The organism is Candidatus Magnetaquiglobus sp., assembly GCF_058402785.1.
Genome location: NZ_JBZVFG010000003.1, coordinates 42855 through 57792 on the forward strand (window position 1 = coordinate 42855; position 14938 = coordinate 57792).

Genomic DNA, 14938 nt, shown 5'->3' on the forward strand with positions numbered 1-14938 from the left:
ATTGAAAAGTCATAAGCCAAACCTCAGGGCTTCGCCCCGAACCCCACCAGGGGCCATTGACCCTTGGACCCCGCCAGTTTTCCCCGAAGCTCACCGGGTTTCCTTGAATTCCACCGGTTTTCCACGAACCCCACCCTGCGCAGATCTTGAATCGTTGCCAGAATCACTCCACCTCCCGCAACGCCTCGACCGGCGGGGTGGCGGCCATGCGGCGCGCCGCCGGAAGACCGGCCAGAAGCGCGGTCGGCAGGGCCAGCCACAACGGTTGCAATAACAGCACCCACCCGGCGTGATTCTCCAACGTCCAGCCAAACGCCCGCTGATTGATCACATGCAGCAACATCCATCCTTGAATCCACCCCAGAGGCACGGCCAACAACCCCGCCGCCAGGCCCAACAACGCCGTTTGCAGAAGCACCGAACCCCGGATCTCCCCGACCCGCAGCCCGATGGCGCGCAACGCCGCCAACTCCTGCATCCGTTCATGACCGATCGCGGCCAAAGCGGTCAATACCCCGAAAAAGGCGGTCAACAGCGCCAACAGCCGCAACGCACGGGTGATGGCAAAGGTGCGGTCGAAGATCTCCAACGAGTTCTGACGCAACTGGAGGTTGGACTGGATGTGCAGCGATCGCTCCGGACCGGCGGCACTCCGCAAGGCATCGATCACCGTGTCCGCCTCTGCCTGGTTCGCCAGATGGATCCCCAACACGCTCATCGCTTCGTCCGGCCAGTGGGCACGCCAGGTGTGACGGCTCAAGGTGATCATGCCGGCATCCGAGCGGAAATCCCGATGGATCGCACCAATGGTGAAGGGATGGGGACCGTGCCGGGTGGGGAGGGTGATCCGATCGCCGACCTTGAGGTTCTGCTTGAAGGCCAGGGATTCGGTGACCAGCACCACCTGGTCATTCTGGAAGCGCGGCCAGAGGGTGGCATGATCGGCCTGGTGGAGTTGCAGGCCGGAGAAACGCTTGAAATCGATCTCCAAAATATGCAGACGGATCATGCCTCCGGGCGTTTCCAGGTTGACGCGCCGTCCAAGACCCACCGAGGCTACCCCCGGCACGCTGGAAAGGGCACGGATCAGGTCCGGTTCCAGGGGAATCGAATCGGAGTTGGAGAGGGTGCCCGCCGCCGAGACATAGAGATCCGAGATCGTGGTGGCATCGAGCCAGTTGGAGAGGGTGCCGCGAAAGCCGTCGATCAGGATCCCCATGCCCGAGACCATGGCAGTGGCCACGGTGAGAGCGGCCACCGCCATGCCGGTGCGGCTGGCGCCGCGGATCACCCCGCCGCAGGCCAGGGCGCCGTGAAGCCCGGCGCTGCGGGTGAGGAGCGGGCGCAGACGTGCCATCAGGGCGATGGTGAACCAGGGGGCGAGCAGCGCGCACCCCACGGTGATCAGCCCCATGGCGAGTATGCCCGCCTCGAGTCGGGAGGTGGGCCAGAGGGTGGTTCCCCAGCCGGTCAGGATCAGCAATAAACCGAAGAGGGCCAGGCGTGGGGCGCGGGTGCTGCGTTGTTGTTCGAGTCGTGAGCGGCTCAACGAGTCGATCACGGCGGTGGTCGCGGCCTCGCGGGCCGGCAGCCACGAAGCGATGAGGGTCGCGCCAACCCCGAGAATGAGCCCCTTGAACAGAGAAAACGGCTCGATCATCAACTCGACCACCCGCATCCGGTAGTACAGATCATCGATGGTGCGTGCCATCAACTGGAGCAGGGTGTCGCCGAGCGTCACGCCGAGCAGAAGTCCCAACAGGGTGCCGGGCAGACCGATCAGCAGGCCGTCGAGCAGAGTCTGTCGCAGGATCTCGCCACGCGTGACCCCCAGGGCGCGCTTGAGACCGATCATGCGCCGTTGGCGCACCACCGAGAAGGCCATGGCGTTGTGGATGATGAAGGTGCCGACCAGCAGGGCCAGCAGACTCAAGGCGGAAAGATTGGTCCGGAACGAGCGGGTGAGGTTCTCCAGGATTTCGATCCGCTCGTTGGCGGGCGAGAGGTTCACCCCGGCGGACATGGCGACCGGGGGAGGGGTGTTTTCCGGCAACCGGGCGTCGATGCGGCTCAACCAGCCGCGCATGCCGAGCAGTTCCTGGGCGGTGGCGATGTCGGTGAGGAGCGTCGCGGCCAAGGCCTGGCGTACCAGAGGGTCCGAGGAGGTGATGAGGCCGGGGATGAAGAGGTTTGTTTCCCGACCGTTGGCCAGGATCCGGAGCATCCCGCCGGAGGATACACCCAGTTTCCTGGCGGTCTCCTCAAGCAGAAGCGCCGAGCCCGGGCGGGTCAGGAGGGTGGCCAGCAGATCCCCTCGGGTGGGGATCCGCAACCCTGGGCGCAGGGCGCCCTCGGACAGGGGATCGATGCCGAGCAGGGTCAGGGGTGTCCGTGGGAGGCTCTTTTCCGGGGAGATCGTGCCGGGGTTCCCGGATAACGGCGCGGGGTCCCCCTCCGGCACGAGCGAAAAGACCATACCCTCGACGATGGGGACCGCAGGCGGGGCGTTTGGTCGCAGGCGCCAGGCGGCGTAATCCTTTTCGTCGATGCCGGGCGGCGGGGCGGTGATACGGTGGGTCGCCTGGCCGATGGCCGCCTCCATCGAAAGACGCATGGCCCGTATCACCCCCTGATTGGCCAGGTCCACGGCGGTGGTGGTGGCCACCCCCAGGGCCACGCCGAGCATGGCCAGCAGGGTCAATCCTGGCTGGGCGAACAGGGCCCGCCAGCCGGCCAGCCAGACGAGGCGGTTCATCGAGGCCTCATTTGACCCCCTTGGCGGTCAGAAAACTCGTGTAGGCCATGTCGTGCTTGAGGATGTGCTGCAACAGCCAGTCCTTGAGATATTTCAGCATCTCGGCGGCCAGGGCGAAGCTGTCCCCCTGGTCCAGCGCGCTGTTCCGCTCGGTGATGTAGTGCAGGAACCGTTCGTGTTGCTGGCGTTGCGCGTCCAGTCCCGGATAGCCGTGATCAGACAGGATTTGCTCCTCGCGGGAGAAGTGGGTGGTGGCGTAGTTGAGCAGATCGTCCAGGATCTCTTGCAGTTGGGGTACGCCTTGATTCTCCTGCATGGCGGTGTGGAGCTGGTTGATCAACTCCAGTAGATTCTTGTGGTCGATGTCGAACGCTTCCACCCCCACCGACAGGGACTTGTGCCAGAGGATGAGCGGCGGATGCGCGTAGCGGTCGTCCGAACTGCCGAGATAGAGCTGATTGAGCTGCTCGAAAAAGACCCGGCGCAGCTCGTGGAAGAAGAGCAGGGCGTCGGAGAGCGCCTCCTGGCGCTCCTCGTGCGGGATCAGGTTCAGAATCTCGAAGGCGGTCTGACGCAACTGGGCGTGGGTGGCCTCCATCTTCTGGTACAGGGGCAGATCCAGGTAGGACTCTTGCAAGGCGTCCCGCAACCAGCGTGTGACATCGCAACAGGCCGGATCGTTGATCTGGCTGGCCATGGTCGGGTCGCGGGTGGCGATCGCCAGATGCAACCGGTACATCAGATCGATCACCGCCTCCTTGATGCGGCGGATGTTGAACGGCTCGGAACCGATGTACATGCGCGCCTGGGCGGTGTAGAGCGCCTCGCTGATGCCGCTCACCACGTCGCTCATGGCCTGGAAGTGGTTGACGATGCCATGCATGGTCTCGACCACCTTCAAGGAGTCGTCCGCCTTGTCGCGTACCTCGAGGGCCAGTTGGTTGGTTCTTTCGGCGGTCTGCTGGATCGACTCGGCGGATTCGACGGTCAATTGCGTGCGATCGTACATCTCCTGCGCGGAGAGGGCGATCTGTTCCGCGGAGTCGGCGATCTCGCGGCTGCCGAGTGCCGCCTGATCGGCGGCGCGCGCCACGTCCGAGGCGGCGGTTTGCAACGCCTCGGTGCTGGCGTTCACCTCTCCGGTGGCCAGGGCCACCTTGTCCACCGCCTGCACGATCCGATCGGTCATTTCGCTTTGGGCGTTCACCGACATGTCGATCGCCTCGTTGGCGGCATTGATCCGCTCCACCGATTCGTGGATGATGTCGGTTTTCTCCTTGGCGGCGCGGGTCTGATCGCGGATCGCCATGATCTGATCCTGGATCAGCAAGGTCGCCTCGGAGGTCTGACGGGCCAGGGCCTTCACCTCGTTGGCCACCACCGCGAATCCCTTGCCCGCCTCGCCGGCTCCGGCGGCCTCGATGGCCGCATTCAGCGCCAGCATGGAGGTCTGTTCGTTGATGCGGTTGATGATCTCCACCACCGCGCCGATCTCGTGGGCGGAGTTGGACAGCTCCTCCATGACCGCCTCGGCCTCGCTGGCCCGTTCGCGGGTGGTCTCCGATTCGAACAACGCCGCCCGACACCGTTCGCGCACCTCATCCAGGGACCGTTTCATCGCGTCGGCGGCATCCGCCACGCTGGAGATGGCATCGTGGACCTCGGTGAGCTGCCCATGCACCGATTCGATGTTGCCGAGCATGTGGCGCGCCGAATCGGCCATCTGGGTGATGCCGGCATTGGCCTCCTCGGAGGCGGAGGCGATGGTGTTGATCCGTTCGCTCACATGCCGGGAGGCGTGATGGAGCGCCTCGAGGTTCTCCACGGAACGTGTGACGTTGCCCTGGATATGGCCGATGGCGTCGATCAGCTGGTGGTTCTGACCGGCCACTTCACGCGCGATGAGGTCCAGATCGTGGCTGCCGCGACCGATGCTGTCGCGCATGTGGAGAATGCCGGCCACGAAGGCGGTGATGTTGGCGGCCTGGAGATTGATCTGGCGGATGTTTTCGCTGAAAATGTGTATCAACCGCTTGAAATGGTGGTTCAGGGTGCCCAGTTCGTCCTTGCGGTGATCTCCGGTGGGTTGGACGGTCAGATCGCCGTGGCTGACCAGATCCATGACATGCACCATGGCGTGGATCGGTTGGGTGAGCGAGCGACCGAGCCAAAAGCCGATCACCCCCACCGCCACCAGGGCGATGAGCAGAATGATCAGGATTCCGCCGCGCAAGAAGGCCAGTTTGCCTTGAACGGTCTGGAGATCCTCTTCGGCATTCCTGACCTCCATCTCCAGGAAGGGGCGCAGCACCTCGGCGAGTCCCTCGGCCTGCTCGTCGAACGACCCCATCATGGCGTTGCCGGCTGGCGGTCCGCCATCGATGTAGGCCTGGGCCATCTTTTTGCCCATGGTCTGGAAGGCCATGAACCGCTCCTGGAGGGTGTCCAGGCGTTGCAAAAGAGGCTGGTCGCTGGTTTGTCTGGCGTACTGCCGGAACGTTTCGATCCCCTTCAAGAAGGCCTGTGCATTTTCCTCGGCCTTGGTGAACCCGTCGTCGAATCCTTCGGCGGCGCGGGTGGCAGAGATGTCGGTGAGCCACTGTTGCACCTGAACGACGCTCAATTCCATTTGTTTGGCTTCGAGGGCCAGCTTGAAGCCCACTTCGCTCGCCTGTCGGGTGGCCTGGATCACCTGGGTGGAGACCACGATTCCCCAAGTGCCCAGGATCAACAGCATGATCAGAGGCGTGAGAAATCCGAGAAAGATCTTTTGGGTGATTTTCATCGATCCTCGTGGTGGATCTTGAGGTGAACGTGTGGCAAGAGTTTCTTGATGGTTACCATGGACCTCCCAAAGGGAGGTCCATGGTAACGGGGGGTGAGGGGGATCTCCCCCCCATCATGCACGTTGTCGTGGACCTCCCAAAGGGAGGTCCATGGTAACGGGGGGTGAGGAGGATCTCCCCCCATCATGTCAAGTTACGTAAACATCCCATCGCCGAAAGAATATACCCTAATCCATGCGGATGGGAATGGTATTTCGTTTGTTGCGACATGGAATGGCCATGGTTGGGCATGTTCATGGCCAAAATACAAGATGATATTGTTTTTTAGGGTCGTTGTCTTCTTGGCAAGGGAGTGGTTTTCGGGAAAACTCCGTTGAATAATCCCGGCGCGTATTGACCGGATCCGGATGCGGGATTATGATGAGGACGTCCGCGCAAAATCAAGTCGTCAAGGGATGGGGGATTGCGGCGTTTGCTTCGGCCTTTTCGGGTCATGCCCCGGCTGAATTCGGAATGGCGCGGATTCCACACCATCCGTGCAACAACACTTTGGCAGGAGGCCATCGTTGCCATCCATGGACAACACCTCGCGATCCACGCTTTCCGAGTGGCAACAGGCCGCGACGCGCAGCCTGGGTGGTGAATCCCTCGCGGATCTCACCTGGACCGGCTCCGAGGGGATCCCCCTGAATCCCCTCTATACCCAGGCGGATCTCGCCGGGCGCCCGTGGGATGCCGATACCATGCCCGGATTGCCGCCCTATGTGCGCGGCCCTTATCCCACCATGTACGTCAAGCGGCCCTGGACCATCCGTCAATACGCCGGTTTTTCCACTGCCGAGGCCTCCAACGCCTTTTACCGCCAGGCCCTGGCCGCGGGCGGGCAGGGGATCTCGGTGGCCTTCGACCTGCCCACCCATCGGGGGTACGATTCGGACCATCCCGAGGTGGTGGGCGACGTGGGCAAGGCCGGGGTGGCCATCGACAGCGTGGAGGACATGAAAATCCTCTTTGCCGGCATCTCCCTGGACAAGGTGTCGGTGTCGATGACCATGAACGGCGCGGTGTTGCCGATTTTGGCCGGTTACGTGGTCGCGGCCCGCGAGCAGGGGGTTGCCGACACCTCCTTGAGCGGCACCATCCAGAACGACATCCTCAAGGAGTTCATGGTCCGCAACACCTACATCTATCCCCCCGCACCCTCGATGCGCATCGTCGGCGACATCCTGGCCCACTGCTCGGCGACCATGCCGAGATTCAATCCCATCTCCATCTCCGGCTACCACATGCAGGAGGCGGGCGCCGACGCCGCGCTCGAACTGGCCTATACCCTGGCCAACGGCAAGGCCTATGTGCAGACCGCCCTGGCGCGGGGTCTGGACGTGGACGAGTTCGCCCCCCGGTTGTCGTTCTTCTTCGGCATCGGCATGAACTTTTATATGGAGGTGGCCAAACTGCGCGCGGCGCGTCTGCTGTGGGCGCGGATCATGTCCGCCTTCAGCCCCAAGGATCCCAAATCCAGCCTGCTGCGCACCCATTGCCAGACCTCCGGATGGTCGTTGACCAGCCAGGATCCGCACAACAACGTGGTGCGTACCACCATCGAGGCGATGGCGGCGGTCTTCGGCGGCACCCAATCCCTGCACACCAACGCGCTCGACGAGGCCATCGCCCTGCCGAGCGAGTTCGCGGCCCGCATCGCGCGCAACACCCAGATCATCCTGCAACAGGAGGCCCACCTCACCCATGTGATCGATCCCTGGGGCGGTTCCTACCTGATGGAGAGCCTGACCCACGATCTGGCCGACAAGGCCTGGGAGTTGATCGGGGAGATCGATGCCGCCGGCGGCATGGTCGCGGCCATTGCCACCGGTCTGCCGATGCGGCGCATCGAGAGCGCGGCCACCCGCAAGCAGGCGCGCATCGATCGCGGCGAGGAGGTGATCGTCGGGGTGAACCGCTACCGCTGTGCCACGGACGAACCCCTGGATGTGCTGGTGGTCGATAACATGGCGGTGCGCGACGCCCAACTGGCGCGTCTGGCCGAGGTGCGCGCCAACCGGGATGCGGGCGCGGTCCGCGCCTGCCTGGAGGCCCTGACCCGCGCGGCCCGCGAAGAGAGCGGCAACCTTCTGGCCCTCTCCATCGAGGCGATGGCGGCACGGGCCACGGTGGGCGAGGTGAGCGATGCGTTGGAGGCGGTGTATGGTCGCCATCGTCGTCAGATCGGTGGCGTGAGCGGGGTGTATGCCGCCGACTGGCAGGGGAACGCGGCCTGGAGCCATCTGGCGGGCGATGTGGCATCGTTCGAGCAGCGCACCGGCAGGCGTCCGCGGTTGCTGGTGGTCAAGCTCGGCCAGGATGGACACGACCGGGGAGCCAAGGTGATCGCCTCGGCGTTCGCGGATGCCGGCTTCGATGTGGACATCGGCCCCTTGTTCCAGACCCCGGAAGATGCCGCCCGGCAGGCGGTGGAGAACGATGTTCACGCCATCGGCGTCTCGAGTCTGGCCGGCGGACACGCTACCCTGCTGCCCTTGCTGATGAGCGCCCTGGAGCGCGAGGGGGCGGGGGACGTGGTGGTGGTGGCCGGCGGAGTGATTCCCCAGCAGGACCATGCCGCCCTCAAGGCGGTGGGCGTGGCGGAGATCTTCGGACCGGGCGCCTCGGCGGTGGAGGCGGCAGGTCGGGTTCTGGCGGCCATCGAGCGGCGTTTGCTGCCACGGGCGGCCTGATGCCCCCGGAGTCGCTGGCCGAGTGGGCAATCCGGGCGCTGGCCTCGGGGATCACGCCATGACCCCGGAGTCGCTGGCCGAGGGGATCCGGCGCGGCGAACGTCGGGCGCTGGCCAAGGGGATCACCCTGATCGAAAGTTCCCGTCCCGAGGACGAGGTTCTGGCCGCCCGACTGCTGGATGGGTTGAGCCGTACGGAAATACGCGGGATACGGGTCGGGATCAGCGGTCCGCCGGGAGCGGGCAAGAGCACACTGATCGAATCCTTGGGCATGCTGGCGGTCGGCAAGGGGGTGCCCACGGCGGTGTTGGCCATCGACCCCTCGTCGCGACGCAGCGGCGGGAGCATACTCGGCGACAAAACCCGCATGCCGCGCCTGAGCGCCCATCCGTTGGCCTTCATCCGGCCCACGGCCACGGGCGGCACCACCGGCGGGGTGGCGCGGCGTACCCGCGAGAGCATGGTGTTGCTGGAGGCCGCCGGTTTCGAGCTGATCCTGGTCGAGACAGTGGGCGTCGGGCAGAGCGAAACCGAGGTTCACGGCATGGTGGATCTCTTCATGCTGGTGCTGTTGCCCAACGCTGGCGACGAGTTGCAGGGGATCAAGCGCGGCATCATGGAGTTGGCCGAATTGCTGGTGATCAACAAGGCGGACGGTCCGTTCCGGCATGCCGCCGAAACCACCGCCGCGCAGGTGTGTTCCGCGCTGCCGCTTTTGCATCACGACGTGACCGGTTGGATGCCGCGGGTGTTGCTGGCCAGCGCCCAAGAGGAGCAGGGGATCGAGGCGGTTTACGAGACGATCCAGGCGTTCCGGCAACGCGCCATGGAGAACGGCGAACTCACACAACGACGCCTGAGACAGGCGACGCCCTGGATGTGGGAGCGGGTCCACGATGGCTTGCGGCGCCGGTTTCTGGCCGATCCGACCATTCGGCGGCTGGTCGGGGAGCTGGAACCGGGGGTGGGGAACGGCACGCTGGGTGCGGTGGCCGCGGCTGAGCGGTTGTTGCAACATTTCTTCGAGCGGTGAGTTGGAATCATGTGGGAAATCATTGACAAACTGGATCGTTTGCGCGGGCAGGCCCGTTTGGGGGGCGGGCAGGAGCGCATCGCGGCGCAGCACGGACGGGGCAAGCTGACCGCTCGCGAACGGTTGGAGGTGGTGATGGATCCCGACTCCTTCGAGGAGTTGGACATGTTCGTGGAGCACAACTGTGCCGATTTCGGCATGCAGGAAAACCGGGTGGCCGGCGATGGCGTGGTCACCGGGGTGGGCACCATCTACGGACGCAAGGTGTTCGCCTTTTCCCAGGATTTCACGGTTCTCGGCGGCTCCCTGAGTGAGTCGAACGCACGGAAGATTTGCAAGATCATGGATATGGCCGTCAAGGTCGGAGCCCCCATCCTGGGCATCAACGACTCCGGCGGCGCGCGCATCCAGGAGGGGGTCGCCTCGTTGGCCGGCTATGCCGAGGTGTTCCAGCGCAACGTGCTGGCATCCGGGGTGGTGCCGCAGATCTCGGCGATCATGGGCCCCTGTGCCGGTGGCGCGGTCTATTCCCCCGCCCTGACCGACTTCATCCTCATGGTCAAGGATACCTCCTACATGTTCCTCACCGGACCGGAGGTGGTCAAGACCGTCACCCACGAAGAGGTGAGCGCCGAGCAGTTGGGGGGTGCGCTCACCCATTTCACCCGCTCCGGGGTGGCCGATTTCGCCTTTGACAACGATCTCAACCTGCTCAAGCAGTTGCGTCGTCTGCTTTCGTTCCTCCCTTCCAACAACCAGACCCCGCTCCCGCGCATCGAAACCGGTGACGATCCGCGTCGCGACACCCCATCGCTGGATACCCTGGTCCCCGACGACCCGCTCCGGCCCTACGACATGAAGGAGTTGATCGAGAAGGTGGTGGACAACTACGACTTTCTCGAGGTGCAGGCCGGCTACGCCAAGAACATCATCATCGGTTTCGCGCGCATGGATGGCCGAACCGTCGGCATCGTGGCCAATCAGCCTCTGGTGCTGGCCGGCTGCCTGGACATCGCCAGTTCGGTGAAGGCAGCCCGTTTCGTGCGGTTTTGCGACTGCTTCAACATCCCGCTGGTCACTTTCGTGGATGTGCCCGGCTTTCTGCCCGGACTCCAGCAGGAGTTGGGCGGGATCATCAAGCACGGCGCCAAGCTTTTGTTCGCCTTTGCCGAGGCCACGGTTCCCAAGATCACCGTGATCATCCGCAAGGCCTATGGCGGGGCGTATGATGTCATGTCCTCCAAGCATCTGCGCGGCGATCTCAATTACGCCTGGCCCAACGCCGAAATCGCGGTCATGGGACCGAAAGGGGCCGCGGAGATCATCTTTCGCAACGAAATCCGTTCCGCCGAGGATCCGGAAGCCAAGCTCAAGGAGGTCACCGCCGCCTATGCCGCCAACTTCGCCACGCCGTTCATCGCGGCGCGCAAAGGGTTCATCGACGATGTGATCATGCCGCGCGACACCCGGTATCGCGTGATTCGCGGATTGCGGACCCTGGCGGGCAAGCAGTTGACCAATCCCTGGAAAAAACACGACAATCTGCCTTTGTAAGGGGTTTTGGCATGCGCACGATACTGATTGCCAATCGTGGCGAGATCGCCTGCCGGATCATTCGCACGGCGCGTCGCATGGGGATTGCCACCGTGGCCATCCATTCGGATGCCGATCGCGATGCCTTGCATGTGCGCAAGGCCGATCAGGCCTGTCGGGTGGGACCGGCGGCCAGTTCCGCCTCCTATCTGTCGGTGGAGAACATCCTGGAGGCCATCGACAAAAGCGGCGCGGACGCGGTGCATCCGGGCTACGGATTTTTGTCCGAGAACGCCGATTTTTGCGAAACCCTGCAAGAGCGCGGGGTGATCTTCATCGGTCCCGGCCCGGGGGCGATTCGCGCCATGGGGGACAAGATCGCCTCCAAGCGGCTGGCCAGGGCGGCGGGGGTGAACACCATTCCCGGTCACGACGATGTGATCGGATCCGCCGAGGAGGCGGTGACCGTGGCCCGTTCCATCGGCTATCCGGTGATGATCAAGGCCTCGGCGGGCGGCGGCGGCAAGGGGATGCGTCTGGCGCGCAACGATCGCGAGGTGTCCGAGGGGTGGGTCTCGGCCTCCAGCGAGGGGCGCAACTACTTCAAGGACGATCGGGTTTTCATCGAGAAGTTCATCGAAAAGCCGCGTCACATCGAGATGCAGATCCTGTGCGATGCCCACGGCAACGGCTTGTGGCTGAACGAGCGCGAGTGTTCGATCCAGCGTCGCAACCAGAAGGTGATCGAGGAGGCCCCGTCGCCGTTCGTGACGCCGGAAATGCGCCGTGCCATGGGCGAACAGGCGTTGGCTCTGGCCAAGGCGGTGGGGTATGTCTCGGCGGGCACCGTGGAGTTCGTGGTGGGCGCGGACCGGCAGTTCTATTTCCTGGAGATGAACACCCGTCTCCAGGTGGAGCATCCGGTCACGGAGATGATCACCGGGCTGGATCTGGTGGAACAGATGATCCGCATCGCCCGCGGTCAACCGCTGGAGATGACCCAGGAACAGGTTCCACTGCATGGTTGGGCCATGGAGTGCCGCATCTACGCCGAGAACCCCTATGCCGGGTTCCTGCCCTCCACCGGTCGTCTGGTGCGTCATCAGCCGCCGCCGGAGAGCGATCGGGTGCGGGTGGATACCGGGGTGTATGCGGGCGGCGAGGTGTCGATCCATTATGATCCGATGATCGCCAAGCTGGTCACCTGGGGGGCGAACCGCGCCAAGGCGATCGTCACCATGCGACGCGCCTTGGACAAGTATCTGATCGACGGGGTGGCCCACAACATCGATTTCGTCAACGCGGTGATGGGGCATCCTCGTTTTCAGGCCGGGGATTTGACCACGGCCTTCATTGCCGAGGAGTATCCGGACGGATTCGAGGGCGCCCCCTTGACCGAGGATCTCAAGCGGTTCTTCGCCATGGTGGCGGTGAGCGTGGAGCATGCCCAGGAGGCGATGCTCATGCCGCCGCCGCCGGTCGAGGAGTGGGTGGTGATGATGGCCGGCGACGCGATCCGGCTGACGGTGGAGCATCGCAAGAGCGACAACCGCATCACCCTGGAGGATGGCTGCGTGCATGAGATTTCCGGGAACTACCATCCGGGCAACCGCATGGCCGCTTTCGAGGTGGAGGGTGTGAAGCGGACGGTGCGCATCCGGCGCATCGAGATGGGGTATCAGCTCTCCCATGGCGGGCGGCGCGTGCAGGTGTCGGTGACCCCGTTGCGGCTTTACGAGATGGCGCGCCGCATGCCGGAGAAGCGTCAGACCGCCAGTTCCAAGAAGATGACCACCCCCATGCCCGGCCTGGTGCGCGAGGTGATGACCGTGGTGGGTCACAAGGTGGCGCAGGGGGATCCGTTGTGCGTTCTGGAGGCCATGAAGATGGAGAACACCCTGCGGGCGGAAAAGGACGGGGTGGTGGCCGAGGTGCATGTGAAGGCCGGGGATACGGTGGAAGCGGATGCCGTGCTGTTCACGTTCGAATGAGAGGGGGAGGGTGATTTGATCGGTCGATTGAATCATGTGGCCATCGCGGTGCCGGATCTGGCCAAGGCCGTGGACACCTATCGGGATGTGTTGGGCGCGCGGGTGGACGAGCCGTGCGACATGCCGGAGTTCGGGGTGACGGTGGTGTTCGTGCGTCTGCCGAATACCAACGTCGAGTTGTTGCATCCGTTCGGGGACGCCTCGCCGTTGACCCGGTTTCTGCAACGCAACCCCTCGGGCGGCATGCATCATGTCTGCTACGAGGTGGAAGACATTCAGGATGCCGTCGGGCGACTGCGGGAGCAGGGCCTGGAGGTTCTGGATCCGGAGCCCAAGATCGGAGCGCACGGGCAACCGGTGGTTTTTCTCCATCCGAAGGGAGTGGGTGGGGTTCTGGTCGAGCTGGAGCAAGCCAGCCGTCATTCGTGAAACATACACTAGGGAGAGGGGTTAAAATGAGCGAGATTGTCATCGTATCGGCGGCGCGCACGGCGGTTGGAACCTTTGGTGGGGGGCTGAGTTCGGTTCCGGCGCACAAACTGGGCGAGATCGCCATCGTGGAAGCGTTGAAGCGGGCGGGCGTGGCTCCGACCGAGGTTTCCGAGGTGGTGATGGGACAGATTCTGGCCGCGGGCGCCGGGCAGAATCCGGCCCGTCAGGCGGCGGTGAACGCCGGCATTCCGGTGGAGCGTACCGCGTATGGCTTGAACCAGCTGTGCGGTTCGGGTTTGCGTGCCGTGGTGAACGGCTATCAGTCCATCTCCATGGGGGATGCCGAGATCGTGGTGGCTGGCGGGCAGGAGAACATGAGTCTGGCCCCGCATTTGATCCATCTGCGCAACGGCACCAAGATGGGCAGTGCCGAGATGCAGGACAGCATGATTCGCGATGCTCTGACCGACGCTTTCCACAACTACCACATGGGCAACACCGCCGAGAACGTGGCCAAGAAGTGGGGTTTGACCCGTACCGAGCAGGATGCTTTTGCCGCCGCTTCGCAGCAGAAGGCCGAGGCTGCCCAGAAGGCTGGTTTGTTCCGTGAAGAGATCGTGCCGGTGGTGATTCCGAGCAAGAAGGGTGACCTGATCATCGACACCGACGAGCATCCCAAGCATGGCACCACGGTGGAGACGTTGGCCAAGCTGCGCGCCGCCTTCGACAAGGAGGGCACGGTGACCGCGGGCAACGCTTCGGGCATCAACGATGGTGCGGCGGTGGCGGTGTTGATGAGTGCGGCGAATGCGGCCAAGCGTGGTTTGCAGCCGTTGGCGCGGATCGTCTCCTGGGCTTCGTGCGGCGTGGATCCGTCGATCATGGGCACGGGTCCGATTCCGTCGAGCCGTCTGGCTCTTTCCAAGGCGGGTTGGACCATCGATGATCTGGATCTGATCGAGGCCAACGAGGCGTTCGCGGCCCAGGCCATGGCGGTGAACCGGGACATGGGTTGGGATTTGGCCAAGGTGAACGTCAACGGTGGCGCGATTGCGATGGGTCATCCGGTGGGTGCTTCGGGTGCGCGTATTCTGGTGACGTTGCTTTATGAGATGAAGCGTCGTCAGGCCAAGAAGGCGTTGGCCACGTTGTGCATCGGTGGTGGCATGGGGATCGCGTTGTGTGTTGAGCGGGTGTGATTGTTGTTGAAGTCCGGGGGCCTGGTGCCCCCGGAAACGTTTATGGGGCCGGGCCGGGGGCCGAAGGTCCCCGAAAGAAAACGTTCGCGGGGGACGGGGGGCGAAGGCCCCCGGCGGAGGTTCGGAGGCAGAGCCTCCGAGGTTTTGCCTGTGACTTTTTTTTGTCTTGTCTTTGACTTTGCTTTGCCTGTGACTTTGGTTTTTGATTTCAGCGCGCTCTTCAACAAAGCGATTTTTCGCGCTTTTTGCGAAAAATCGCTGCGCGCCGCCTTGAAAGGAGAGTCGTTTTGCGATTTTGGCAAAACGACTCTCCTTCGTAGTGCTCCGAGACAGGCTGCGGCGGGTGGTTTATGTGCCGCGAGCAATGCGCCCCGGGTTGTTGTCCAAAGGCGGCAACGACCCGGGGCGCATGAGACCGCGCGAAAGGAAAAAGTCATAAAAACAAGAATCGCGGGGCTCTGCCCCGCCCCCGCC

At 63.7% G+C, this 14938-nt stretch carries 8 protein-coding genes; 6 read left to right on the plus strand and 2 right to left on the minus strand.

The annotated features are described in order from the left end of the window. Positions 1-163: 163 nt before the first annotated feature. Positions 164-2755 (minus strand): ABC transporter permease, encoded by a 2592-nt coding sequence (locus ACV4UY_RS01800; RefSeq protein WP_491605952.1) that lies wholly within the window; start codon positions 2753-2755, stop codon positions 164-166. A 7-nt stretch (positions 2756-2762) separates the two neighbouring features. Then, a complete protein-coding gene (locus ACV4UY_RS01805; RefSeq protein ID WP_491605953.1) occupies positions 2763-5540 on the minus strand; it encodes a bacteriohemerythrin in 2778 nt (925 codons plus the stop codon). 576 nt (positions 5541-6116) lie between these two features. Between ACV4UY_RS01805 and scpA the strand changes: the two genes are divergently transcribed. Genes scpA through ACV4UY_RS01835 form a run of 6 tightly spaced genes read left to right on the plus strand, consistent with a single transcriptional unit; the run spans position 6117 to position 14464 of the window. Next, positions 6117-8276, plus strand: a complete 2160-nt coding sequence (gene scpA / locus ACV4UY_RS01810) for a methylmalonyl-CoA mutase (protein WP_491605954.1) — start codon at positions 6117-6119, stop codon at positions 8274-8276. Positions 8277-8334: 58 nt separating this feature from the next. Next, positions 8335-9309 carry a methylmalonyl Co-A mutase-associated GTPase MeaB gene (meaB, locus tag ACV4UY_RS01815; protein ID WP_491605955.1) on the plus strand — a complete coding sequence of 325 codons (975 nt, stop codon included), beginning with the start codon at positions 8335-8337 and terminating at the stop codon, positions 9307-9309. Positions 9310-9318: 9 nt separating this feature from the next. Continuing rightward, on the plus strand, positions 9319-10863 hold the full coding sequence (locus ACV4UY_RS01820) for an acyl-CoA carboxylase subunit beta (protein ID WP_491605956.1): 1545 nt from the start codon (positions 9319-9321) through the stop codon (positions 10861-10863). Between the two features lie 11 nt (positions 10864-10874). Further along, positions 10875-12833, plus strand: a complete 1959-nt coding sequence (locus ACV4UY_RS01825) for an acetyl/propionyl/methylcrotonyl-CoA carboxylase subunit alpha (protein WP_491605957.1) — start codon at positions 10875-10877, stop codon at positions 12831-12833. Positions 12834-12848: 15 nt separating this feature from the next. After that, positions 12849-13262, plus strand: a complete 414-nt coding sequence (mce, locus tag ACV4UY_RS01830) for a methylmalonyl-CoA epimerase (protein ID WP_491605958.1) — start codon at positions 12849-12851, stop codon at positions 13260-13262. A 26-nt stretch (positions 13263-13288) separates the two neighbouring features. Next, positions 13289-14464, plus strand: a complete 1176-nt coding sequence (locus tag ACV4UY_RS01835; protein ID WP_491605959.1) for an acetyl-CoA C-acetyltransferase — start codon at positions 13289-13291, stop codon at positions 14462-14464. Positions 14465-14938 lie beyond the last annotated feature (474 nt).

Bases quoted from the DNA above. Each gene is read 5' to 3' on its own strand.
- ACV4UY_RS01800 (WP_491605952.1), bottom strand. From the start codon at position 2,755: ATGAACCGCCTCGTCTGGCTGGCCGGCTGGCGGGCCCTGTTCGCCCAG.
- ACV4UY_RS01805 (WP_491605953.1), bottom strand. From the start codon at position 5,540: ATGAAAATCACCCAAAAGATCTTTCTCGGATTTCTCACGCCTCTGATC.
- scpA (WP_491605954.1), top strand. From the start codon at position 6,117: ATGGACAACACCTCGCGATCCACGCTTTCCGAGTGGCAACAGGCCGCG.
- meaB (WP_491605955.1), top strand. From the start codon at position 8,335: ATGACCCCGGAGTCGCTGGCCGAGGGGATCCGGCGCGGCGAACGTCGG.
- ACV4UY_RS01820 (WP_491605956.1), top strand. From the start codon at position 9,319: ATGTGGGAAATCATTGACAAACTGGATCGTTTGCGCGGGCAGGCCCGT.
- ACV4UY_RS01825 (WP_491605957.1), top strand. From the start codon at position 10,875: ATGCGCACGATACTGATTGCCAATCGTGGCGAGATCGCCTGCCGGATC.
- ACV4UY_RS01835 (WP_491605959.1), top strand. From the start codon at position 13,289: ATGAGCGAGATTGTCATCGTATCGGCGGCGCGCACGGCGGTTGGAACC.